Source organism: Cellulosimicrobium composti (assembly GCF_009711085.1).
In the GTDB taxonomy this organism is placed as follows: domain Bacteria; phylum Actinomycetota; class Actinomycetes; order Actinomycetales; family Cellulomonadaceae; genus Cellulosimicrobium; species Cellulosimicrobium composti.
This window is the reverse complement of record NZ_WMKA01000001.1, coordinates 32,564-55,339: the sequence shown is the minus strand read 5'-3', so window position 1 is coordinate 55,339 and position 22,776 is coordinate 32,564. Positions and strand designations below refer to the sequence as shown.

19 protein-coding genes are annotated in these 22,776 nt (G+C 75.3%); 15 read left to right on the top strand and 4 right to left on the bottom strand.

What is annotated here, in order from left to right:
* Window positions 1-54: 54 nt before the first annotated feature.
* Entirely contained in the window at window positions 55-912 is an 858-nt protein-coding gene (locus tag GJV82_RS00245; RefSeq protein ID WP_225872971.1) for a formylglycine-generating enzyme family protein, read from the top strand.
* A 60-nt stretch (window positions 913-972) separates the two neighbouring features.
* Here GJV82_RS00245 and GJV82_RS00240 read toward each other — a convergent pair whose 3' ends face one another.
* Window positions 973-1,476: a DUF4190 domain-containing protein gene (locus GJV82_RS00240; protein ID WP_115943127.1), complete on the bottom strand. Its 504-nt coding sequence runs from the start codon at window positions 1,474-1,476 to the stop codon at window positions 973-975.
* A 200-nt stretch (window positions 1,477-1,676) separates the two neighbouring features.
* On the opposite strand from GJV82_RS00240, the gene GJV82_RS00235 reads away from it, so the two are divergent.
* Both GJV82_RS00235 and GJV82_RS00230 read left to right on the top strand, forming a co-directional pair.
* Entirely contained in the window at window positions 1,677-3,305 is a 1,629-nt protein-coding gene (locus GJV82_RS00235) for a hypothetical protein (protein ID WP_155097834.1), read from the top strand.
* A gap of 95 nt (window positions 3,306-3,400) precedes the next feature.
* The gene (locus GJV82_RS00230; RefSeq protein WP_155097833.1) at window positions 3,401-4,876 is read left to right on the top strand and encodes a family 20 glycosylhydrolase; all 1,476 of its coding nucleotides are present in this window, start codon (window positions 3,401-3,403) and stop codon (window positions 4,874-4,876) included.
* Window positions 4,877-4,880: 4 nt separating this feature from the next.
* Here the strand turns inward: GJV82_RS00230 and GJV82_RS00225 are convergent, their stop codons facing one another.
* Window positions 4,881-6,653: a dolichyl-phosphate-mannose--protein mannosyltransferase gene (locus tag GJV82_RS00225; RefSeq protein ID WP_155097832.1), complete on the bottom strand. Its 1,773-nt coding sequence runs from the start codon at window positions 6,651-6,653 to the stop codon at window positions 4,881-4,883.
* Between the two features lie 34 nt (window positions 6,654-6,687).
* Between GJV82_RS00225 and rsmI the strand changes: the two genes are divergently transcribed.
* Complete coding sequence (rsmI, locus tag GJV82_RS00220) at window positions 6,688-7,608, top strand: 16S rRNA (cytidine(1402)-2'-O)-methyltransferase (protein ID WP_155097831.1); 921 nt, start codon at window positions 6,688-6,690, stop codon at window positions 7,606-7,608.
* A gap of 58 nt (window positions 7,609-7,666) precedes the next feature.
* Here rsmI and GJV82_RS00215 read toward each other — a convergent pair whose 3' ends face one another.
* Window positions 7,667-8,266: an isochorismatase family protein gene (locus tag GJV82_RS00215; protein ID WP_024841229.1), complete on the bottom strand. Its 600-nt coding sequence runs from the start codon at window positions 8,264-8,266 to the stop codon at window positions 7,667-7,669.
* A gap of 123 nt (window positions 8,267-8,389) precedes the next feature.
* On the opposite strand from GJV82_RS00215, the gene GJV82_RS00210 reads away from it, so the two are divergent.
* The 7 genes from GJV82_RS00210 to GJV82_RS00180 all read left to right on the top strand — a co-directional run bounded on the left by GJV82_RS00210 (window position 8,390) and on the right by GJV82_RS00180 (window position 17,337).
* Window positions 8,390-8,863: a MarR family winged helix-turn-helix transcriptional regulator gene (locus tag GJV82_RS00210; protein ID WP_155097830.1), complete on the top strand. Its 474-nt coding sequence runs from the start codon at window positions 8,390-8,392 to the stop codon at window positions 8,861-8,863.
* A 128-nt stretch (window positions 8,864-8,991) separates the two neighbouring features.
* Window positions 8,992-10,176 (top strand): aminotransferase class I/II-fold pyridoxal phosphate-dependent enzyme, encoded by a 1,185-nt coding sequence (locus GJV82_RS00205; protein WP_024841227.1) that lies wholly within the window; start codon window positions 8,992-8,994, stop codon window positions 10,174-10,176.
* A gap of 116 nt (window positions 10,177-10,292) precedes the next feature.
* On the top strand, window positions 10,293-11,603 hold the full coding sequence (locus tag GJV82_RS00200; RefSeq protein WP_155097829.1) for a PQQ-dependent sugar dehydrogenase: 1,311 nt from the start codon (window positions 10,293-10,295) through the stop codon (window positions 11,601-11,603).
* Between the two features lie 254 nt (window positions 11,604-11,857).
* Window positions 11,858-13,126 (top strand): aggregation-promoting factor C-terminal-like domain-containing protein, encoded by a 1,269-nt coding sequence (locus GJV82_RS20565; protein ID WP_318657110.1) that lies wholly within the window; start codon window positions 11,858-11,860, stop codon window positions 13,124-13,126.
* A 93-nt stretch (window positions 13,127-13,219) separates the two neighbouring features.
* Window positions 13,220-15,013, top strand: coding sequence for a methionine--tRNA ligase (gene metG / locus GJV82_RS00190; RefSeq protein ID WP_024841224.1), 1,794 nt, complete (start codon window positions 13,220-13,222; stop codon window positions 15,011-15,013).
* A gap of 2 nt (window positions 15,014-15,015) precedes the next feature.
* Window positions 15,016-15,999 (top strand): TatD family hydrolase, encoded by a 984-nt coding sequence (locus GJV82_RS00185; RefSeq protein ID WP_318657109.1) that lies wholly within the window; start codon window positions 15,016-15,018, stop codon window positions 15,997-15,999.
* Between the two features lie 171 nt (window positions 16,000-16,170).
* Complete coding sequence (locus GJV82_RS00180; RefSeq protein ID WP_318657108.1) at window positions 16,171-17,337, top strand: aggregation-promoting factor C-terminal-like domain-containing protein; 1,167 nt, start codon at window positions 16,171-16,173, stop codon at window positions 17,335-17,337.
* 43 nt (window positions 17,338-17,380) lie between these two features.
* Here the strand turns inward: GJV82_RS00180 and GJV82_RS00175 are convergent, their stop codons facing one another.
* A complete protein-coding gene (locus tag GJV82_RS00175) occupies window positions 17,381-17,779 on the bottom strand; it encodes a VOC family protein (protein WP_155097828.1) in 399 nt (132 codons plus the stop codon).
* A gap of 125 nt (window positions 17,780-17,904) precedes the next feature.
* On the opposite strand from GJV82_RS00175, the gene GJV82_RS00170 reads away from it, so the two are divergent.
* The 4 genes from GJV82_RS00170 (at window position 17,905) to GJV82_RS00155 (ending at window position 22,708) form a co-directional block, all read left to right on the top strand.
* Window positions 17,905-18,891: a helix-turn-helix transcriptional regulator gene (locus GJV82_RS00170; protein WP_318657107.1), complete on the top strand. Its 987-nt coding sequence runs from the start codon at window positions 17,905-17,907 to the stop codon at window positions 18,889-18,891.
* Between the two features lie 342 nt (window positions 18,892-19,233).
* A complete protein-coding gene (locus tag GJV82_RS00165) occupies window positions 19,234-20,679 on the top strand; it encodes a transglycosylase family protein (protein ID WP_318657106.1) in 1,446 nt (481 codons plus the stop codon).
* A 140-nt stretch (window positions 20,680-20,819) separates the two neighbouring features.
* A complete protein-coding gene (gene rsmA, locus GJV82_RS00160) occupies window positions 20,820-21,761 on the top strand; it encodes a 16S rRNA (adenine(1518)-N(6)/adenine(1519)-N(6))-dimethyltransferase RsmA (protein WP_155097826.1) in 942 nt (313 codons plus the stop codon).
* Window positions 21,758-22,708 carry a 4-(cytidine 5'-diphospho)-2-C-methyl-D-erythritol kinase gene (locus GJV82_RS00155; RefSeq protein ID WP_024841217.1) on the top strand — a complete coding sequence of 317 codons (951 nt, stop codon included), beginning with the start codon at window positions 21,758-21,760 and terminating at the stop codon, window positions 22,706-22,708. Before rsmA ends, GJV82_RS00155 begins: the two co-directional genes overlap by 4 nt.
* Window positions 22,709-22,776 lie beyond the last annotated feature (68 nt).

The window sequence follows — 22,776 nt, the reverse complement described above, 5'->3', positions numbered from 1 at the left end:
GCTGGCCGCGTGGACCTCACGGAGCTCGTCGCCGTCCCGGGTGGGACGTACCGCATGGGGTCCGACGCCCACTACCCGGAGGAGGGGCCGGCGCACGACCGTGAGGTCGCGCCGTTCCTCGTCGAGCGGCACCCCGTGACCAACGCGCAGTTCGCCGCGTTCGTCGCGGACACGGGCTACGTGACCGTCGCCGAGCGCGCGCTCGACCCGGCGGACTTCCCGGGCGCCGACCCCGCGGACCTCGTGCCCGGCGGCCTCGTCTTCACCCCGACCGCGGGCCCCGTCGACCTGCGCGACTGGCGGCAGTGGTGGCGCTGGCAGCCCGGTGCGTCGTGGCGCTCGCCGCAGGGGCCGGGCTCCGACGTCGACGACCGACCCGACCACCCGGTGGTGCTCGTCGCGTTCGAGGACGCGTCGGCGTACGCGGCGTGGGCCGGGCGCCGTCTGCCGACGGAGGTCGAGTGGGAGCGCGCCGCGCGCGGCGGCCTCGACGGCGCGGAGTTCGCGTGGGGCGACGAGCTCGCGCCCGGCGGCCGTGTCATGGCGAACACGTGGCAGGGCCGGTTCCCCTACCTCGACGCGGGCTGGGGCGGGACGTCGCCGGTCGGGACCTTCCCGCCCAACGGGTACGGGCTGGTCGACATGATCGGAAACACGTGGGAGTGGACGGTCGACACGTTCGCGCCGCGCCACGTCGTGCCCGGCACGGGCGGCCCCGACGCCGGGTCGCGCCCGAGCCTCCTGGCGCCGACGACGTCGCCGCAGGTCATGCGGGTGACCAAGGGCGGGTCGCACCTGTGCGCGCCGGAGTACTGCCGGCGGTACCGCCCCGCGGCCCGGTCGCCGCAGTCGGACGACAGCGCGACGACGCACCTCGGGTTCCGCTGCGCGGCCGACGACGACGCCGCGTGAGGACGACGAAGGCCCCCGCCGTCGGCGGGGGCCTTCGTCACGTGCGGTGCACGCCGGCGGTCAGCCGCAGGTGTACTCGACGCCGTTCTCGTAGTGCGTGCCCGGGCCGAGCTCGTTGCACTTCTCGATGAGGGCGAACGACGCGGTGCCGACGACGATCGCGACGATGATCGAGATCACCAGCACGACGGCACCGACGATGATGCCGGCGAGCGCGACGCCGTTCTTGTAGCCGGCCTTCTTCGACTTGTTGTAGGCCACGATGCTGAGGATCAGGCCGACGATCGAGAGGCAGCCCAGGAACGACAGGACGAGGCCGACGATGCCCATCGTCTTGCCGGGGTCCTCGCCCTGGCCGGGGGCCGAGTACGGCGAGCCCTGCTGCGGGGCGTTGTACTGCGGCGCCTGCGGGGCACCGTACTGGGGCGCCTGCGGGGCGCCGTGCTGCGGGGCCTGCGGCGGCTGCTGCGGCTGGCCCGGCTCGGGCGCGCCGTAGGCGGGCGGACCCGACGGCGTCGCGCCCGGCTGCTGCGGGTTCTGGTCAGGCTGGTCGGGGGTCGACATGCGATCTCCTCGGCGGTTGGTTGCGGCCCGCCCAGTATGCCGGTCGAGCCCGCGCGAGTCCCGGCCTTCGCCCGGCGCGCCCCGAGTCGGGTCGTCGGGCCGAGGGGCGCTCCGACGCGCGTCCACCCGACGGGCCGGTCGTCACGAGTCCTCCACATCCGGCGTCGAGCGAGTGCGCGAGGGTGCGCGATGATGGGGGCGTGAACTCACGGAAGGTCCGATTCATCCCTGTCGTCCTCCCGCTCGTGCTCGGCGCCGGCGCGGCGCTCGGCGGGTGCGCCGCGGAGACCGCGGAGGCGGACGGACCGACCCCGAGCGAGGCGACGCTCGTCGCCCGGGCAGCCGAGCCGCCCGACGACGTGCTCGTGCTCGGCTCGACCGACCCCGCGGAGCTCGCGCTGACGAGCAGCCAGGCGTTCTTCACGTCCGCGCCGGTCGTCGTCCTGGCCGTCGCGGACGACGAGGAGGCGCGTGCGACGGCTGCCGCGGCCGCGGTCGAGCTCGCCGCGCCCGTCCTGCTCGTCGGCGGCGCGATCTCCGACGGCGGCCTGCGCACCGAGCTCGGTCGCCTCGGCACCGTGGCCGTGGTCGAGGTGGGGGAGGCCGACGCGCCCCCGGGGCAGGAGGAGGGCGCGGAGGACGAGGCCCCCCGGCGCGCGACGCTCGGCGACGTGGACGGCGTCGACCGGGTGCTGCTCGACGTGGGGGCGCTGGGGGTCGACGGGACGGTCGACCCGCACGACCTCGAGGACGTCCGCGCGGCGCTGCCCGAGCGTGGCGAGCCCGAGACGCTGACCGAGGTGCTCGCGCTCACCGAGCCCGGGAGCCTCGACGCCGCGGGCGGGCCGCAGTCCGCCGCGATCGCGACCGCGCGCGCGGCCGGCGCCGTGCCGCTCGAGGTGCCGGGCGGGGACCCGCGGTCGTCGGCCGAGGTCGTCGACGCGGTCGCGGCCGCCAAGGCGCTCGCCGTCGTGGGCATCGGCGAGAGCTTCGGCGAGGCGGAGGACCTCGCGTGGCGCCTGCGCACCGCCGAGGCGGGCGCGCTGCTGCCGAGCGGATCGCAGCTCGTGCTCGCCGACGGCGTGCGGTACGTCGCGGTCGGGGCCGACGCGGTCACGCGCAGCCTGGTCGCGGTGGGGGAGGAGGCCCGGTCGGCCGCCGTCGAGCGCGCGCAGCAGGCCGCCGGCGCGTACGCCGAGGTGTCCCCGGACGAGGTCGTCGTCCCGGTGCTCGAGGTGCCGGCGACGCGCGCGTCGTCGTCCGCGGGCCCGGACCGCGACTACTCGACCGAGATCCCGGCGGAGGAGCTCGCGCCGCTCGTGGACGCCGCGGAGGCCGCGGGCGTCCACGTCGTCCTGCGGATCGAGCCCGGGCGGGCGACGTTCGACGAGCAGGTCGCGGAGTACGCCGACCTCCTCGCGCGCACGACGGTGGGCGTCGCGCTCGACGTCGACGCGCGCCGCCCCGGCGAGGGGACGCCCGCCGGCACGGTCGACGCCGCGGAGCTCGGCGCCGCGATCGACGTCGTCGCCGGTGTCGTGCGCGAGCACGCCCTGCCCCAGAAGCTCGTCGTGGTGCAGCGCGCGGACGCCGACGCCGTGCGCGACGGCGCGGACCTCGACCTCGGCGCGGGCGAGGCGCAGGTGGTCGTGCAGTCGACGTCGAGGAACGGGTTCGGCGAGCGCGTGCGCGAGTGGGGTGTGCTCCTCGACGGCGTGCCCGAGGGTGTCGTGGGCGGCTGGACCACGGGCTCGGCGGACCCGGCGCGCGACGTCGAGGGCGTCCTCGCGCTCGACCCGAGCCCGCGGTACGTCGCTCCCGCGCTCTGACCGGGGGCGGTTGGAACTGCTGCGGGCAGGGGTTAGGGTGTGGTGCTTGCAAAAGCCGAATCGTTTCGATCCTCCCCAGACGACGAAGGTGCCCGATGGTCGCGGTCATTCCCCAGCCCCTGCAGGTCGAGCCCGGTGACGGGCACCTGCCCGTCGCGGCCCTCGCGGTCCACGCGCTCGGGCTCGAGCAGACGGCGCCGTGGCTCGGCGACCGGGTCGCCGAGCTCCTCGGCGCGGTCGGCGGCGTCACCGCGACGCACGACGACCCGGCGTCCGGCGTCGCGCCGGCGGACGCGACCGCGCTCGTGCTGCGGCTCGACGAGCAGGCCGGCCCCGCCGGCTCCACGAGCGCCGAGCGCTACAGCCTCGTCGTCGACGCCGCGGGGGTCACGGCGACGGCGGCGGAGCCCGTTGGGCTTCTCCACGCGGCCCAGACGCTGCGCCAGCTCGTCGAGACGCCGGGCGACGGGCCCGCCCGGGTGCCGCACGTCGTCGTGCACGACGCCCCGCGCTACGCGTGGCGCGGCCTGTCCCTCGACGTCGCGCGCACCTTCTTCGGGCTCGACGCGCTGCGCGCCGTGATCGACGTCATGGCGTCGTACAAGCTCAACGTGCTGCACCTGCACCTCACGGACGACCAGGGCTGGCGCATCGAGTCGCCGTCGCGGCCCGAGCTCGCCAAGCTCTCCTCCGGGACCGACACGTCCGGCGGCACGGGCGGCCACCTGTCGCTCGCCGAGTTCCGCGCGCTGCAGGACCACGCGGCCGAGCGGTTCGTGCGCGTGGTGCCCGAGATCGACGTCCCCGGGCACATCAACGCGGCGACCCACGTGTACGGGGACCTCATGCCCGACGGCGTCCCGACCGACGCGTACTCGGGGATCGAGGTCGGCTTCTCGCGCCTCACGTTCGACCTGCCCGCCACCGAGCCGTTCCTGCGCGACGTCTTCACCGACCTCGCCCGCGCGACCGACGGCGAGCACGTGCACTTCGGCGGCGACGAGGTGCTGAAGATGGAGCCGGCGGAGTACGCGCGGTTCGTCGAGCTGTGCGAGCGGCTCGTGGTCGAGGCGGGCAAGACGCCGGTCGCGTGGCAGGAGGCGGCCAAGGCCCCGCTGCGCCCGGGCACGCTCGTGCAGTACTGGGACACGCACCCCATGGACCTCACGTACCTCGTCGACGCGGCGAAGGCCGGGGCGCGCGTCATCCTGTCGCCCGCGAACCGCGTGTACCTCGACATGAAGTACACGGCCGACTTCCCGTTCGGCCAGGAGTGGGCGGGCCTCGTCGAGGTCCGCGACTCCTACGACTGGGAGCCCGAGGACGCCGTGCCCGGGCTGCCGGCCGAGACGATCGAGGGCGTCGAGGCCGCGGTGTGGACCGAGCGCATCCCTACGCCGGAGGCGCTGTTCACCATGCTCCTGCCGCGCCTGAGCGCCGTCGCGGAGGTCGCGTGGACGGCCGCCGACCGCAAGGACTGGGACGACTACCGCCGCCGCGTGGCCCGCGAGGCGCACGCGTGGCGCCGGGCGGGGAACGCGTTCCACGAGTCGCCGCAGGTCGAGTGGTGACGCGTCAGATCCAGCTCGGCAACCACATGTGCATGCGCCAGAACCAGTACGGCACCTGCCACGCGGTCCAGATCGGGTAGTAGAAGACGCTGACGACGCCGATGGTCGTGAGCAGGACCGTGATCCACGTCCGCACGCGGGCCCGTGCCTCCGCGCGGTGCTCCGTGCGCTCGAGCGCGAGCGTCATCGCGTAGACGAGCGTGAGCACGACCCACGGCGTGAACACGATCGAGTAGAACGTGAAGATGGTCCGCTCGGCGTAGAGGAACCACGGCGCCCACCCGGCGACGATGCCGCTGAGCACGGCGAGCGCGCGCCAGTCCTTGAGCCGCACGAGGGCGTAGAGCGCGACGAGGATCGCGAGGGCCGCCGTCCACCACAGGACCGGGTTGCCGATCGACGTGATCGCCCGCGCGCACCGCTCGAGTTCGCACCCGGCCTCGCCCGGGTCGTAGGAGCGCCAGTAGAACGACGTCGGCCGCCACTGGAGGATCCACCCGAGCGGGTGCGCCTCGTACGTGTGCTCGGACGTGAGCCCGTTGTGGAAGTCCCACATCTTCAGGTGGTACTCCCACAGGGACCGCAGCGCGGGCGGCAGCCACGCGACGCCCTCGCCGGGGTTGTCCAGCGCCCACTGGCGCATGTACGCGCCGGGGGAGCGGAACCACGACGTCCACGCGCCGAGGTAGGCGAGGGCCGCCGTCGGGAGCATGACGAGCGCGGCCGGGACCGCGTCGCGCACGAGCGCGTCCTCCCACCAGCGCCCGACCCCCGCGGTCCGGCGTGCCGTCGCGTCCCACAGCACCGACACGACGGCGAACACCGCGAGGAAGTACAGGCCCGACCACTTCACCCCGCACGCGAGGCCCAGCGCGACGGCCGCCGCGAACCGCCACCACCGCCAGCCGAGCCCGGGGCCGTACCGGCCGATGCGCCCGCCCGCGTCGAGGATCGCGCCGCAGCGCTCGGCGAGCCGCCGCCGGGCCTGCTCGCGGTCGAGCAGCAGGCACCCGAACGCGACGAGCACCCAGATCATGAGCATGTTGTCGAGCAGGCCCGTGCGCGAGTGCACGATCGCCTCGCCGTCGACGGCCAGGAGCGCGCCCGCGACGACCCCCATGGCGGTCGACGCGAACAGGCGCCGCGCGATCCTCGCGACGAGCACCACGGCGAGCACCCCGACGAGCGCCGACGCGAGCCGCCAGGTCCACGGGTTCTCGGCGCCGCCGAGCACGCGCATGCCGAGCGCGATCATCCACTTGCCGAGCGGCGGGTGGACCACGTAGTCCGCCGTCGGGAGGAACGAGTCGACGTCGCCCGCCTCGAACGCCGGATTCGGCTCCTCCGGCCAGTTCGCCTCGAACCCGGCCCGCAGGAGCGTCCACGCCTGCTTGACGTAGTACGTCTCGTCGAACACGAGCGTGCCCGGTCGGCCGAGGTCCCACAGGCGCAGCACCGCGGCGACGGCCGCGACGACCGCGACGCCGAGCCACCCCCACAGGCGGTCGTGCGCCGTCGCGCCGAGCGCGAGCCGGCGCGGGCCGAGCAGCGCGACCAGGAGGCGCTCGCGGTGGCTCAGGCCCGGCGCGTCCTCGACGGGCTCCGTCAGGGGGTCGGTCGCGCCGGCGGTCGCGTCGGTCGCCGTGTCGGCCATAGCGTCGGCCGTCGTGTCGGCCGTCGCCACCTCGCCGGGCGCCGCGGTGCTGTCGTCGGAGACGTCGGTCGCGGGCCGGGGCCCGGGGTGCGCGTCGGCGGGCGGCTGGGACACGCAGGCCATCGTAGGGGCACGGGCGTGTGGAACCCTGGGAGCCATGCCCTCCTCGCCCGGCGACCGCCCCGACGTCTCCGCCCCGACCCCCGACCCGACCCGACCGGCGGGCGAGCCCGCCCGGGAGGCCGGGCACCTGGTGCTCGGCGGCACCCCGATCGGCAACGCGGAGGACGCGAGCCCGCGCCTGCGACGCCTCCTCGCGGAGGCCGACGTCGTCGCGGCCGAGGACACGCGGCGCCTGCACGCGCTCGCGGGCCGGCTCGGCGTGCAGGTCGGGGGCCGCGTGCTGAGCTTCCACGAGCACAACGAGTCCGACCGCTCCGACGACCTGCTCGACGTGGTCGAGGGGGGCGGGACCGTGCTCGTCGTGTCCGACGCGGGCATGCCGAGCGTGTCCGACCCGGGCTTCCGCGTCGTCGCGCGCGCCGTCGAGCGCGGCGTCCCCGTGACGACGGCGCCCGGCCCGAGCGCGGTGCTCACCGCGCTCGCGCTCTCGGGCCTGCCGACCGACCGCTTCTGCTTCGAGGGGTTCCTGCCGCGCAAGGCGGGCGACCGGTCGCGCGCGCTCGCCGCGCTCGCCGACGAGCCGCGCACCCTCGTGTTCTTCGAGGCGCCGCACCGCGTGGCCGAGACGCTCGCCGCGATGGCCGACGCGTTCGGCGCCGACCGGGCGGCCGCCGTCGCGCGCGAGCTCACCAAGACCTACGAGGAGGTGCTGCGCGGCCCGCTCGGCGAGCTCGCGGAGCGCGCCGCCGCGGAGCAGCTCCGCGGCGAGATCTGCGTCGTCGTCGGCGGCGCGCCCCCGCGCGGCCCGGTGCCGCTCGCGGAGCTCGTGCCGCAGGTCCTGGCGCGCGTCGACGGCGGCGAGCGGCTCAAGGAGGCCGTGGCCGACGTCGCGGCGGGGGCCGGCGTGCCCAAGCGCGACCTCTACGCCGCGGCCGTCGAGGCCCGCGGGCGCTGAGGCCGCGAGCGCCGTGCCGGTGCGCACCGTACCGGTGCGGTGCAGGGGGAGCTGCGCGTCAGCGGCCGACGACGTCGCTCGCCTCGAGCGCGACGCCCGCCGCCGCGAGCGCCTCGCGCGCCGCGGCCCCGAGCTCGGGCGTCACGGGCACGGTGAGGTCGGTGAGGACGCGCGTGTCGAGCCCGAGCCGGTGGGCGTCGAGCGCCGTCTCGCGCACGCAGTGGGACTCGGCGATGCCCACCACGTCGACCGCCTCGATCCCGGCCGCGCGCAGGATGTCGGCGAGCGGCGTGCCGTCGACGTCGACCCCCTCGAACCCCGAGTACGCGGCCTGGAACTCGCCCTTCTTCACGCTCGCGTCGGGCGCGAGGTCGGCGAGCGCCGGGTGCAGCTCGGCGTTCGGCGAGCCGGCGATGCCGTGCGGCGGCCACGTGTCGACGAAGTCAGGGTCGGGGCTCCAGTGCTCGCCCGGGTCCACGTGCCAGTCCTGCGTCGTGACGACGAGGGCGTAGGTGTCGCGGTGGTCGCGCGCGTGGTCGGCGATGCGCTGCGCGACGGCGTGCCCGCCCTCGACGCCCAGCTCGCCGCCCTCGCAGAACGTGGGCTGGACGTCGACGACGAGGAGGGCGCGGCGCGGTCCGGGGGTGTTCTCGCTCATGCGTCCACTCTGCCACCGCACGGGGTGTCGTGGGGGAGCGCGGCGGGCCGGGCCGCCGGGCGCGCCCGCGGTGCGGGTGCCACAGTGGACTCCCGAGACCAGCGCACCACCGGGAGGCCTCCGATGAGCGACGACGCCCCGTCCACGACCACCCCCGACACCGCGCCCGAGCGCCCGATCGGCTACTGGCTCAAGCTCGTGGACCGGCTCATCGACGAGAGCTTCGACGGCGTCTTCCACCACTCGGGCCTCACGCGTCGGCACTGGCAGGTGCTCAACACCATCCGGGACGGCGTGAGCGAGGAGACGAGCGTCGACGGTGTGCTGTCGCCCTTCACCGGGGCGGGGGGCGCAGGGCACGGCGGCGCGAGCGCCGTGGCGGCGGAGATCGACGACCTGGTGCGGCGCGGCTGGGTCGCGCGCGGCGCGGACGGCGCGCTGTCCGTGACGGTCGCGGGCAACCACGCGTACCACGACCTCCTCGACGCGGTGTCGCTGTCGCGCGAGCGGATCGCGGAGGGCATCAGCCGCGAGGAGTACGCCCGGACGGTGGCGACGCTCGAGCGCATGGCGCGCAACCTCGGCTGGTCGGGCTGACGGGCTGACCGGCCCCGGGCGGTCGCGAGACGCGCCGCCGCGTCGTCGGGCGGCAGGCGTACCCTGCGAGACCCGCGACCCGTGCGCACCCCGCGTCCGGGCGCACCGCACAGAGCTGGAGCACTGCGATGGAGTTCCGCCGGATCCCCGGTCTGCCGCCCTACGTCTTCACGATCATCGACGGGCTCAAGATCGAGGCACGCCGAGCGGGGCGCGACGTCGTGGACCTCGGCTTCGGCAACCCGGACCTGCCGAGCCCGCAGGTCGCGGTCGACAAGCTCGCCGAGGCCGCTCAGAACTCGCGCAACCACCGGTACTCCGCGTCGCGCGGCATCCCGAAGCTCCGTGAGGCCGTGGCGGGGCTGTACCAGCGTAGGTTCGGCGTGAGCCTCGACCCGGATACCGAGATCATCTCGACGATCGGCGCCAAGGAGGGCTTCAGCCACCTCATGTGGGTGCTGCTGCAGCCGGGCGACGTCGCGCTGGTCCCCACCCCGAGCTACCCCATCCACATCTGGGGCCCCTACTTCGCGGGCGCCGACGCGCGCCAGGTCCCCATCGGCGACGGCACCGACGCCGCGGGCTACATCGACCGCATCATCGAGGCGTGGGAGCTCGGCTGGCCCAAGCCGCGCGTCGTCGTGCTGTCGTTCCCGCACAACCCGACGACGACGGTCGCGACCAAGGAGGACCTGCAGCGCCTCGTCGACTGGGCGCGGGACAAGGACGTCGTGCTCGTGCACGACCTCGCGTACGCCGACATGACGTTCGACGGGTTCCGGCCGCCGTCGATCATGGAGTGCGACGGCGCGCGCGAGGTCGCGGTCGAGCTGTACTCGATGACGAAGTCGTTCTCCATGGCGGGCTGGCGCGTCGCGTTCCTCGTGGGGCGCCGCGACGTCGTCGGGGCGCTCGCCAAGCTGAAGAGCTATCTCGACTACGGCACGTTCCAGCCCATCCAGATCGCCGCGACGGTCACGCTCAACGAGGCGACCGAGTTCCCGCAGGAGATCTCGTCCGTGTACGAGTCCCGGCGCGACGCCCTCTACGACGGCCTGCAGCGCATCGGGTGGGACATCCACAAGCCCGGCGGCACGATGTTCGCGTGGGCCCGGATCCCCGAGCCGTACCGCGACATGGGCTCGATCGAGTTCGCGACGCACCTCGTCGAGGAGTGCGACGTCGCGGTGTCCCCGGGCGTCGGGTTCGGCCCCGGCGGCGACGAGTTCGTGCGCTTCGCGCTCATCGAGAACGAGCACCGCATCGGCCAGGCGGTCCGCGGCCTCAAGCGCGGTCTCACCCGCCTGCAGTAGAGGTCCTCCCCGGGCTCGACGTCGCGCCGCGCCGGGCGCGGGGGCGGACGTCGGGTCGCGCTGGGGGAAAGGGTGTGACGGGTGCGGCGCCCGGCGGGCCGGGCGACGATGGTCGCATGCTCACCCGGCGCTCGACCGTGCGCACCACGACCGTGCACCGCTCGACCACGCCTTCCACGTCCGCCCGTCGGTCGTCCGTGCGCCGCGCGGTCCTGGCGGTCGCGGTGGTCGCGCTGCTCGCCGCGTGCTCGGGCGACGGCGGCGAGGGACCCGGCCCGACGCCGTCGGCTACGACCACCACCGACGCGCCGACCGGGTCGCCCGGGACGGCGCCGCCGGCACCGGAGCCGTCGCCGGAGCCGGGTCTCGTCGTCGTGCCCGAGGTGCGCGTGGACGTCGCCGAGGTCGCGACCGGGCTCGCCGCCCCGTGGGGGCTCGCGGCGCTCGCCGACGGGACGCTGCTCGTCTCGCTGCGCGACGAGCGCGCGCTCGTCGTCGTCGACCCAGCCACGGGCGCGGTCGAGCCGGTCACCGGGCCGGGCGCGGACGACCTGCGCGACGGCACGGTCGCGCGCGGGGAGTCGGGGCTGCTCGGGGTCGCGGTCGGGCCCGAGGACGGCGCGGCGCCCGGGGAGGTCTTCCTCTACCGCACGGCTCCGGGCGGGAACGAGGTGCTGCGCGGCACGCTGACGGGGCGCGAGCTGTCCGCGCTCACGCCCCTGGTCCGGGGCATCCCGGCCGCCTCGACGCACGACGGCGGCCGGCTCGCGTTCGGCCCGGACGGCTTCCTCTACGTGACGACGGGCGACGCGCAGCAGCGCGGCGCGGCGCAGGACCCGGGGGCGCTCGCGGGCAAGGTCCTGCGCGTCACGGTCGACGGTGCGCCCGCCCCGGGCAACCCCGACCCCGCGTCGCGCGTGTGGAGCCTCGGGCACCGCAACGTGCAGGGCGTCGCGTGGGACGTCACGGGGCGCATGCTCGCGTCGGAGTTCGGCCAGGACACGTTCGACGAGCTCAACGTCGTCGTGCCGGGCGGCAACTACGGCTGGCCCGAGGTCGAGGGCACGGGCGGTGCGGGGGCCGGGTTCGTCGACCCGGTGACGACGTGGGCGACGTCGGACGCGTCGCCGAGCGGGCTCGCGGTGACGCGCGAGGCCGCCTACCTCGCCGGGCTGCGGGGGCAGACGCTGTGGCGCGTGCCGTTCGCGTCGGCCGACGGCGGCGCGTCCGCCGACGCGTTCGGGGCGCCGCAGGCGCTGCTCACGGACCGCGGGCGGCTGCGCGCCGTGCTCGTCGACCCGGCCACGCCCCTCGGGGACGACGGGAGCGCGGCGCTGTACGTGCTGACGAACAACACCGACGGGCGCGGCGACCCCCGCGACGGTGACGACCGCCTGCTGCGTGTGACCGTGACGCCGGCGGGCTGACCTGCCGGTTTGGAGCCCGATAACGAATCGGTTACGGTCGAGTGTCTCGCGTAGCCGCTCACCGGGGACAGGTGTATGGACGGCCGCGAGGCGCGGCTCGTGACGAGCGCCCAGGAGGCGCCGGTGGCCGCAGGACGGCCGGATCGGCTGGTCGAACGGGTGCGCCCGAGCCGCAGCGAGCGGTGCGCGGCGCGCCCGAGGTGCGTGCGCGCCGTCGACCCCCGTGCCCGGGACCCCCGACGACTGGATCCTCAGTGCAGCTCTTCTCCCGCTTCGGCGCGCCCCAGAACGGCGACGCCGACACCTCGCCCGAGCCCGCCCCCGCGACCCACGCCCCGACGCCGAGCCGGCGCGCGGCCCGCTCTGCGCGCTCGCAGCGCACCACGCGCCGCCGCCGCTGGTCGATCGTCGCCGCGGCCACCGCCGTCGCGCTCGTCGGTTCCGGCGCCGTCGCGTACGGCGAGGCGAACAAGACCGTGACGATCGACGTCGACGGCGAGGTGACGACCGTCAGCACCCTCGCGGGCTCGGTCGCCGGCGCGCTCGACGCCGCGGGCGTCGAGGTCGGCGCACGCGACCAGGTCGCGCCCGACCCGGGCTCGGCCATCGACGACGGTGACGACGTCGTCGTGCGGCTCGCGAAGAAGGTCACCGTCCAGACCGACGGCGAGCAGTCCGACGTCTGGCTCACCGCGCTCGACGCGGACGAGGCCCTGCGGAGCCTCGCGGAGCGCGGCGGCGACGTCCGCCTCGTCGCGTCGCGCTCCGGCGAGCGCGCGTCGCTCGACCTGCGCCTCGACACCGACGGCCCGGTGAACGTCGTCGCGGACGGCGAGACGACCGTCGCCCCCGACGGCAGCATCGGCGTCCCCGCGATCCTCGAGGAGCGGGGCATCGAGCTCTCCGACCTCGACCGCGTGAGCGTCCAGCGCGTCGAGGCGCCCGAGCCGGGCGCGCCGACGGTCTCGCTCGTCGTGCAGCGCGTCGTCGTCGAGCAGCAGCAGACCACGACGCCGATCGCCCACGAGACGGTGACGAAGCCCGACGACTCGAGGTACACCGACGAGTCCGCCGTCGCCCAGGCCGGGAAGGACGGCGTCACCACGACGACGTTCGAGGTCACGCTCGTCGACGGCGTCGAGGAGTCGCGCGAGCAGCTCTCCGAGGAGGTCACGACCGCTCCCGTGGACGAGGTCGTCGTCACCGGGACGAAGGAGCGCCCGAAGGATCCCCGCACGATCGGGCAGACCATGGCCGCCGAGCGCGGCTGGACCGGCTCGCAGTGGACCTGCCTGGAGAGGCTGTGGACCAAGGAGTCCAACTGGAACCCGACGGCGGACAACCCGACGTCGAGCGCCTACGGCATCCCGCAGTCCCTGCCCGGCTCGAAGATGGCGAGCAAGGGCGCCGACTGGGCGACCAACCCCGCGACCCAGATCGCGTGGGGCCTCGACTACATCGCCTCGGTCTACGGCTCCCCGTGCGGCGCCTGGTCGCACTCGCAGGCCACCAACTGGTACTGAGCAGCGCCCGCTCCCGCTCGGGCCCGCGACCGCCGCGCTCCTCGCACGAGACGCCCCGCGGGCGGACGCGCGGGCCGACTAGGATCGGGCACCATGACCCACATCCTCTCGGCCGTGGCGTGGCCGTATGCCAACGGGCCGCGCCACATCGGCCACGTCGCAGGTTTCGGTGTCCCGTCGGACGTCTTCAGCCGGCACATGCGCATGGCGGGTCACGACGTCCTCATGGTCTCGGGCACCGACGAGCACGGCACGCCGATCCTCGTCCAGGCCGACAAGGAGGGCGTGACGCCGCAGGAGCTCGCGGACCGGTACAACCGCGTCATCGTCGAGGACCTGCACCAGCTCGGGCTGTCGTACGACCTGTTCACGCGGACCACGACGCGCAACCACTACGCCGTCGTGCAGGAGATGTTCCGCACGGTCCACAAGAACGGGTACATGGTCGAGCAGACGACCATGGGCGCGATCTCGCCGTCGACGGGCCGCACGCTGCCGGACCGCTACATCGAGGGCACGTGCCCCATCTGCGGGTACGACGGCGCGCGTGGCGACCAGTGCGACAACTGCGGCAACCAGCTCGACGCGATCGACCTCATCAACCCGCACAGCCGGATCAACGGCGAGACGCCGAAGTTCGTCGAGTCGAACCACTTCTTCCTCGACCTGCCCGCGTTCGTCGACGCGCTGGGGGACTGGCTGCGCACGCGCACCGCGTGGCGCCCGAACGTCCTGAAGTTCTCGCTCAACCTGCTCGACGACGTGCGCCCGCGCGCCATGACGCGCGACATCGACTGGGGCATCCCGGTCCCGCTGCCCGGGTGGGAGGAGAACTCGAGCAAGCGCCTGTACGTGTGGTTCGACGCGGTGATCGGGTACCTCTCGGCGTCGATCGAGTGGGCGCGCCGCAGCGGCGACCCGGACGCGTGGCGCGCGTTCTGGAACGACCCCGAGGCGCGGTCGTACTACTTCATGGGCAAGGACAACATCACGTTCCACTCCCAGATCTGGCCGGCCGAGCTGCTCGGCTACGACGGCCGGGGGAGCCGGGGCGGGGAGCCGGGCGCGTACGGGAACCTGCAGCTCCCGACGGAGGTCGTGTCGAGCGAGTTCCTCAACGTCGAGGGCCAGAAGTTCTCCTCGTCGCGCGGCGTCGTCATCTACGTGCGCGACATGCTGGCCCGCTACCAGCCGGACGCGTTCCGGTACTACGTGGCGTCGGCCGGGCCGGAGACGCAGGACGTGGACTTCACGTGGGCGGACTTCCAGCGCCGCACGAACGACGAGCTCGTCGCCGGCTGGGGCAACCTGGTGAACCGCACGGCGAACCTCGTGCACAAGAACTTCGGGGCGATCCCGGAGCCGGGGCAGCGCCAGCCGATCGACGAGGGCGTGCTCGCGACGACGACGACCGCGTTCGGCCGGGTGGGCGAGCTCATCGCGACGCACCGCCAGCGCGCCGCCGTCGCGGAGGCGATGAAGACGGTGGGCGAGGTCAACAAGTACGTCTCGGACACCGAGCCGTGGAAGCTCAAGACCGACCCGGACCGTCTGGCGACGGTGCTGCACACGGTGACGCAGGCGGTGAGCGACCTCAACACGATCCTGTCGCCGTTCCTGCCGCACTCGGCGCAGAAGGTGCACGAGGCGTTCGGCGGCACGGGCACGTTCGCGCCGCAGCCGCGCATCGACGAGGTGACCGACCTCGACGACGACTCGCGCCACTACCCGGTCATCACGGGCGACTACCGCGCCGAGGGCCTGGCGACGTGGGAGCCGAGGGCCGTGGTGCCGGGGACGCCGGTCGCGAAGCCGACGCCGGTGTTCACCAAGCTCGACGACTCGATCGTCGAGGAGGAGCTCGACCGCCTGCGCGAGACCGCCTGACCGTGGCGAAGCAGCGTGAGCGGGGGTGGCCGCCGGACCCGGAGCCGCTGCCGGTCCCGGTCGTGGACAACCACACGCACCTCGACGCGATCGGCGACGTCCTGCCCGAGGGGGAGCCGGTGCCGAGCGTCGCGGAGCACCTCGCGCGTGCGGCGGCCGCGGGGGTGGACCGCGTCGTGCAGGTGGGGTGCGACCTGCACGCGGCCCGGTGGACCGACGCCCTGCTGCGCGGCGCGCCGTCCGCCGAACATGGGGTCACCGCCCGTCCGGAGGTCGTGACGGGCGACGACCACATGCTCGGCGGGGTCGGGAGGCTGCTCGGGGCGGTGGCGATCCACCCGAACGAGGCGGTGCTGCACGGCGGCGTGCGGGAGGTCGGCCCGGACGGGCTGGAGCCGGACCCGCAGCCCCAGCACGACGTCCCGCTCGAAGACGCGATCGCCGAGATCGCCGCGATCGCGCGCTCGAACGACCGCGTGCGCGCGATCGGCGAGACGGGGATGGACCTGTTCCGTACGGGCGCCCGGGGCGAGGCCGTACAGCGCGAGGCGTTCCGCGCGCACGTGGCGCTCGCGAAGGAGCTCGGGCTCGCGCTCCAGATCCACGACCGCGACGCCCACGCCGAGGTGCTCGACGTGCTCGCGCGCGACGGCGCCCCCGAGCGCACGGTGTTCCACTGCTACTCGGGCGACGCCGCGATGGCCCGGTTCTGCGCCGAGCAGGGCTGGTACCTGTCCTTCGCGGGCCCGGTGACGTTCCGCGCGAACGACGAGCTCCGGGCCGCGCTGCGCGCGGTGCCGCTCGGGCAGGTCCTCGTCGAGACGGACGCGCCGTACCTCACGCCGCACCCGTACCGCGGCCGACCCAACGCGCCGTACGTGCTCCCCACGACCGTGCGTACGGTCGCCGACGTGGTGGGGCTGCCGCTCGCCGACGTGTGCGCGCGGCTCGCTGCGACCTCGGTCGCGGTGTACGGCGCGTGGTGACGCGGGCGCGCACCGCTCCTCTCGGCGCGGGCGTTCCGGGACGTTCGGGAGGTTTCGCCCCCGGTCACGTTTCGGCTACGGTCGGGTCCGTGCGTCGGGCCGCCCCGGCCGCACCCCACCCCGCCCTCGGTGCTCGCCGTGGGCCGTTCCCCCGCAGAAGGGACCGCGCGCGTGCTCGCACCTGACGGAACCGGTCGGCGGCGCCTGCAGCGCGTGGCGGCCCAGGGTCTCGTCGTCGCGAGCCTCGTCGTCGTCACGGGCGCGTTCGCGACGCTCCACAAGAGCGTGACGCTCGACGTGGACGGCGAGCTGCACGAGGTCTCCGCGTACGGGCGCACCGTCGCCGAGGTGCTCGACTACCAGGACGTCGCGGTCGGGGAGGGCGACCTCGTCGAGCCGGGCCTCACGGACGCGGCGCACGACGGCGGCACGATCGTCGTGCGCACGGCGCACGACGTCACGGTCGAGATCGACGGGCAGGTCCAGACGATCTCGACGACGGCGCGCACCGTGGGCGAGCTGCTCACCTACCTCGGTCCGCGCGCCGAGGGCGCCGTGACGGAGGTGTCGCGCACGCAGGCCCTGGGCCGCGACCGGATCCGCGTCTCGACGCTCAAGACGGTGCACGTCGCCGTGGACGGCGCGGTCATGCCCATCACGACGGCGGAGCCGACCGTGCGGGGCGTCCTCGCGACCGCGGGCATCGTCCTGGCCGAGGGCGACAGCACGTCCGCGCCGCTCGACGCGGCCGCGGTGGACGGCATGCTCGTGCTCGTCAGCCGGGCCGCGTCGTCGGCGGCGACGGTGACGGAGGTCCTGCCGTTCACGACGGAGGAGGTCGAGGACCCGAACCTGCCGAAGGGCCACCGCGTCGTCGTGCAGTCGGGTCGGGTCGGCGAGGCCGTCACGACGTACGCCGTGCAGACGCTCGCGGGCGCGGAGGTGTCGCGCACGGTCCTCACGCGCACGGTGACCACGGAGCCGCGCAACGAGGTCATCAAGGTCGGGACGATGGACGTCTCGGTCTCGGTGGACCCGGGCTCCGCGCGCGCGATCGGTCGCTCGCTCGCCGCGCAGCGCGGTTGGGGCGACGACCAGTTCTCGTGCCTGGACAAGCTGTGGACCAAGGAGAGCAACTGGCGCGTCGACGCGGACAACCCGACGTCGAGCGCCTACGGGATCCCGCAGGCCCTGCCCGGGTCGAAGATGTCGAGCGCGGGCGCCGACTGGCGGACCAACCCCGCGACGCAGATCACGTGGGGGCTGGGCTACATCGAGGGCCGCTACGGCACGCCGTGCTCGGCGTGGTCGCACTCGGTCGCGAAGGGCTGGTACTGACGGACCGGGGGCCGCGGCGCCCGGGCGCCGCGAGCGGCGCGCGTCAGCGCTCGAGCATCGCGAGGTAGTGCGGGTTCTGCATGATCCCGAGGACGTTGCCGAACGGGTCGACCACGGACGCGGTGACGAAGCCCTCCCCCTGCCCGCGCTCCACGACGCCCTCGTACTCGGTCGCGCCGAGCTCGAGGAGCCGCGCGAACGCGGCCCGGACGTCGTCGACGTGCCAGTTCACGATCACCCCGCCGGGCGCGTCGGGCTGCGGGTGCGGCGACCACGACCGGGCGATGATCCCGAGCTCGTCCTCGCGGTCGCCGACGCGGAACTCCACGTACCCGCCCGGCACGACGTAGTAGGGCGCCGTGCCGAGGACCTCCTCGTACCACGCGGACGCGGCCTCCAGGTCGTCCGCCCACAGGTTCAGCGTCGCCATCCCACGCAGCATGCTCGTCTCCTTCGTCCTGCCGGGCGTGCACCCGGGCCGTCCGCCGTGCCCCGGCGGGGCCGACACGTCGACCGTAGGACGTCATGCGGAACGTGCGGTTCCGCAGTGTCGGGCACGATGGACGGGTGCTGGACACCTCGATCCGCCTGCTGCGCCTGCTCGCGCTGCTCCCGACGCGCCCCTCCTGGTCCGGCCCGGAGCTCGCGGAGCGGCTCGGCGTGACGACGCGCACGGTGCGCAACGACGTCGAGCGGCTGCGGCTCCTGGGGTACGAGGTGCGCTCGTCGCCCGGCGTCGCGGGCGGGTACCGCCTCGGCTCCGGGACCGCGCTGCCGCCGCTCCTGCTCGACGACGAGGAGGCGACCGTGGTCGCGGTCGCGCTGCGCGCGGCCGCCGCGGGCTCGGTCTCGGGCGTCGAGGACGTCGCCGGGCGCACGCTCGTCAAGCTCGACACGGTGCTGCCCGCGCGGCTGCGCGCCCGGGCGGACGCCCTGCGCGACGCGGTGGCGAGCGCGCCGGCGGGCGGGCCCGCCGTGGACCCGCGCGTGCTCGCGGACGTCGCGGCGGCGGTCGCCGCACGCACGGGTCTGCGCCTGGAGTACCGCGCGTACGACGGCACCACCTCGTCGCGGAGCGTCGAGCCCTACCGGCTCGTCCTCGTCGAGCGCCGGTGGTACCTGCTCGCGTTCGACCTGGACCGCGACGACTGGCGGACCTTCCGCGTGGACCGGCTCCGCCTGCGCACGCCGGGCGGGCGGCGGTTCGTGCCCCGGCCCGTGCCCGGGGGCGACGCCGTCGCGCACGTGGTGCGCGGCGTCGGCTCCGAGGCGTGGGCGCACCCGGCGCGCGTGCGCCTGCACGCCCCGGCGGGCGTGGTGGCGCAGCGACTGTCGCCCGGGGCCGGGGTTCTCGTCGACGACGGCCCCCACGCGTGCGTGCTCGAGACGGGCGGCACCTCGCTCGCCCGGCTCGCGGGCTTCCTGCTGGGCCTCGACGTCGACCTCACGGTGCTCGACCCGCCCGAGCTCGTCGCCACGCTGGCGCGCGCGGGGGAGCGGGCGGCCCGGGCGCGGCCCGCGCCGGACGAGCCGGCGCAGGGTGCCGAGCGGTGACGTGCGGGTGAGAAATCCGTGCAGGTGGCGCTGACATTCGCGTCCAAACCCGGACAGAACTCTCCAGTCTAGCGCCTCAGGGGTTGGCGCTTGATAACGGATCGGTTACGGTCGAACGTCGCTCGCGCGCGATCGGCACGCCCTCCCGGGCCCACCAGGACCGGGTGGACGTGACGGGACCACGCGAGCGGTGCGCCGTCGTCGGGCCCTGGGGAAGGGGCGCCGGGGTGGCGCCGGCAGCCGGATCGGCCGCTCGAGAAACCGCGGACGCACGTGTGCGCCCGCCGCGGAGGACCATGTCCTGCGCGGGCCGCGGTCGGTGCTACGCGCCGTCGAGCCGTCGTGACCGGGACCCCCGACGACTGGACCCGAGTGAAGAACCCCTTCCACCGGACCGCTGACGCGGCCGGCGCCCCCGACGGCGCCGACACCACCCCCCTGACCCCCGTCACCACCGACGACCTCGCGGAGAGCCCCCAGAGCCCCGCGACCACCGCGCACCGCTCGCGCCGCCGCTGGCCCTTCGTCGCCGGCGCGACCGCGGTCGTCCTCCTCGCGACCGGTGCGGTCGCCTACGGCAGCGCGCGCAAGACCGTCGAGCTCGACGTCGACGGCCAGATCACCACCGTCACGACCTTCGCCGGGTCCGTCGAGGGCCTGCTCGAGGAGCAGGACGTCGCGGTCGGCGACCGCGACCTCGTCGTGCCCGACCTCGACTCCGCCCTGCGCGGCGGCGGGGACGTCGTCGTGCGCTACGGGCGCGAGGTGCCCGTCCAGGTCGACGGCTCCCAGTCCTCCGTCTGGCTCACCGCGCTCGACGCGGACGAGGCCCTGACGACCCTCGCCTCGCGCGGCAGCGACGTGCGCCTCGTGGCGTCGCGCTCCGGCGAGCGCGCGTCCCTCCCGATCCGCCTCGACGCGGACGGCCCGGTCAACGTCGTCGCCGACGGCGAGACGAAGGTCGCGCCCGACGGCAGCATCGGCATCGACGCGATCCTCGACCAGCAGGGCATCCGCCTCGGCGACCTCGACCGCGTCCACGTGGCCAGGACGGCGCAGCTCGCGGCGCAGGAGGAGGCCGAGGGCGAGGAGCCCGCGGCCGACGACGCCGCCGAGGACGCCGCGGCCGAGGACCCGGCCGCCGAGGACGCCGCGGCCGACGCCCCGGTGACTCTCGTCGTGCAGCGCGTGAAGGTCGAGGAGGTGCCGACCGAGAAGGCGGTGCCGTTCGAGACCGTCACCGAGGAGGACCCGGACCGCTATAAGGACCTCGACCCGGCGGTCAAGCAGGAGGGCGTCGAGGGCGTCCACACGACCGTGCACCGTGTCACGACGGTCGACGGCGTGGAGGAGTCGCGCGAGCTCGTGTCGGAAGGCGTCACGACGCCGCCGGTGAACGAGATCCTCGTGCAGGGCACCAAGGAGCGCCCGAAGCCGAAGCCGAAGGTCACGACGCAGCAGCGCTCGTCCTCGTCCTCGTCGTCGTCCTCGTCGTCGTCCTCGTCGTCCGGCGGCTCGTCCGCCCCGGCCGCCGACCTCGGCTCCGCCCCCGGCGGCGTCTGGGGCGCGCTCGCCCAGTGCGAGTCCGGCGGCAACCCGGCGACGAACACGGGCAACGGCTACTACGGCCTCTACCAGTTCTCGCTGCCGACGTGGCAGGCGATGGGCGGCACCGGCCTCCCCTCGGAGGCCTCGGCCGCCGAGCAGACGCAGCGCGCCCAGGCGCTCCAGGCCCGGTCGGGCTGGGGCCAGTGGCCCGCGTGCGCGCGCAAGCTGGGCCTGCTCTGACCTGGTAGGCGAGACGTACCCGGCCGCTCGACGGCCGCACCGCGGAGGGCGGGGCGCACGGCGCCCCGCCCTTCGTCGTCCCCGGGTGCGGTCGGGCCGCGCCGGGTCGGGCCGCTGCCGGGTCGGTAGGCTTGCGTCCCATGAGCGACGCCCGAGGTGCCCTGCTGGGTCCGGCCGAGATCCGCGACCTGGCGGGGCGCCTCGGCGTCCGCCCGACCAAGACGCTCGGCCAGAACTTCGTCCACGACGGCGGCACGGTCCGCAAGATCGTGCGCGCGGCGGACGTGCGACCGGGGGAGCGCGTCGTCGAGGTCGGTCCCGGGCTGGGGTCGCTCACGCTGGGCCTGCTCGAGGCGGGCGCGAGCGTCGTCGCGGTCGAGATCGACCCGGTGCTCGCGAGGCAGCTCCCCGAGACGGTCGCGGCGCACGTGCCCGACCTGGGCGACCGGCTCGAGGTCGTCGGGGCGGACGCGCTCGAGGTCACCAGCCTGCCGGGCGAGGCGCCGACGGCGCTCGTGGCGAACCTCCCGTACAACGTCGCGGTGCCGGTGCTGCTCACGTTCCTCGAGCGGTTCGACTCGCTCGAGCGCGTCCTCGTCATGGTGCAGGCCGAGGTGGCCGACCGGCTCGCCGCACCGCCCGGCTCGCGCACGTACGGCGTGCCGTCCGTCAAGGCCGCGTGGTATGCCGACGCGCGACGCGCGGGCACCGTCGGGCGCAGCGTGTTCTGGCCCGTGCCGAACGTCGACTCGGCGCTCGTCGCGCTCGACCGCCGCGAGCCCCCGGCCACCACGGCGACGCGCGAGCAGGTCTTCGCCGTCGTCGACGCCGCGTTCGCGCAGCGCCGCAAGATGCTGCGGTCGGCGCTCTCCGGGCTCGCCGGGTCGGCGAGCGTCGCGGCGGAGGCCCTCGAGGCGGCGGGCGTGGACCCGCAGGCGCGCGGCGAGGTGCTCGACGTCGCCGCGTTCGCGCGCGTCGCGGAGCAGCTCGTCCGGCGCGCGGGCCTGGGCGACCGCGGGCCGCGCACCGCACCCCCCGCCGCGGGGCGGTCCGCCGGGCGACCTGGCACAGTGGACGCGTGACACCCCCGCGTCCGCCGAGCATCGCCCTCGCGCCACCCCCGTCCGTCCGCGTGCGCGCACCCGGCAAGGTCAACCTCTCGCTGCGGGTGGGGGCGCTGCAGGACGACGGGTACCACCCGCTCGTGACGATCTTCCAGGCGGTCGGGCTGAGCGAGGACGTCGTCGCCCACCAGGTGCCGCCCGGCTCGGGCGTCTCCCTCAGCGTCCAAGGGCTGCAGGCCGACGTCGTGCCGACGGACGGGACGAACCTCGCGTGGCGGGCGGCGGTCGCGCTCGCCGAGCACGTGGGCGTCGACCCGGACGTGCACCTGGAGATCCACAAGGAGGTCCCCGTCGCGGGCGGCATGGCGGGCGGGTCCGCGGACGCCGCGGCCGCGCTCGTCGCGTGCGACGCGCTGTGGGACACCGGCGTGCCGCGTGCCGACCTCGTGCGGCTCGCCGCCGGCCTCGGGGCGGACGTCGCGTTCGGGCTCGTGGGCCACACCGCCGTCGGGACGGGGCGCGGGGACGTGCTCACGCCCGCGATGACGCGCGGGGAGTTCCACTGGGTCTTCGCGGTGCAGGCCGAGGGCCTGTCCACGGCGCAGGTCTACCGCACGTTCGACGAGACCGTCGGGGGGCCCGCCGAGCTCGACCTGGCGGAGGACACGGCGCTCATGCAGGCGCTGCGCGCGGGCGACGCCGTCGGGCTCGGGCAGGTGCTGCGCAACGACCTCCAGGAGCCCGCGCTCGCGCTGCGGCCCGAGCTGCAGCGCACCCTCGACGTCGCGACGGAGGCGGGCGCGCTGGGCGCGATCGTCTCGGGCTCGGGCCCGACGGTCGCCGCGCTCGCGCGCAGCCGCCAGCACGCGCTCGCGATCGCCGCGTCGTGGACCGCGAACGACGCGTGCGACACCGTGTGGTGCACGACGGCGCCCGCCGCCGGGGCGCGCGTCGTCGCGCGCTGAGCCGCGCCGACCCGTGCCGACCCGCGCGGACCCGCGCCGACCCGCCGACCCCGGCGGTCGCGCCGGCG

Coding starts and splice junctions, on each gene's coding strand:
- GJV82_RS00245 (WP_225872971.1), top strand. CDS start 55: ATGGGGTCCGACGCCCACTACCCGGAGGAGGGGCCGGCGCACGACCGT.
- GJV82_RS00240 (WP_115943127.1), bottom strand. CDS start 1,476: ATGTCGACCCCCGACCAGCCTGACCAGAACCCGCAGCAGCCGGGCGCG.
- GJV82_RS00230 (WP_155097833.1), top strand. CDS start 3,401: ATGGTCGCGGTCATTCCCCAGCCCCTGCAGGTCGAGCCCGGTGACGGG.
- GJV82_RS00225 (WP_155097832.1), bottom strand. CDS start 6,653: ATGGCCTGCGTGTCCCAGCCGCCCGCCGACGCGCACCCCGGGCCCCGG.
- rsmI (WP_155097831.1), top strand. CDS start 6,688: ATGCCCTCCTCGCCCGGCGACCGCCCCGACGTCTCCGCCCCGACCCCC.
- GJV82_RS00215 (WP_024841229.1), bottom strand. CDS start 8,266: ATGAGCGAGAACACCCCCGGACCGCGCCGCGCCCTCCTCGTCGTCGAC.
- GJV82_RS00210 (WP_155097830.1), top strand. CDS start 8,390: ATGAGCGACGACGCCCCGTCCACGACCACCCCCGACACCGCGCCCGAG.
- GJV82_RS00205 (WP_024841227.1), top strand. CDS start 8,992: ATGGAGTTCCGCCGGATCCCCGGTCTGCCGCCCTACGTCTTCACGATC.
- GJV82_RS00200 (WP_155097829.1), top strand. CDS start 10,293: ATGCTCACCCGGCGCTCGACCGTGCGCACCACGACCGTGCACCGCTCG.
- metG (WP_024841224.1), top strand. CDS start 13,220: ATGACCCACATCCTCTCGGCCGTGGCGTGGCCGTATGCCAACGGGCCG.
- GJV82_RS00175 (WP_155097828.1), bottom strand. CDS start 17,779: ATGCTGCGTGGGATGGCGACGCTGAACCTGTGGGCGGACGACCTGGAG.
- rsmA (WP_155097826.1), top strand. CDS start 20,820: ATGAGCGACGCCCGAGGTGCCCTGCTGGGTCCGGCCGAGATCCGCGAC.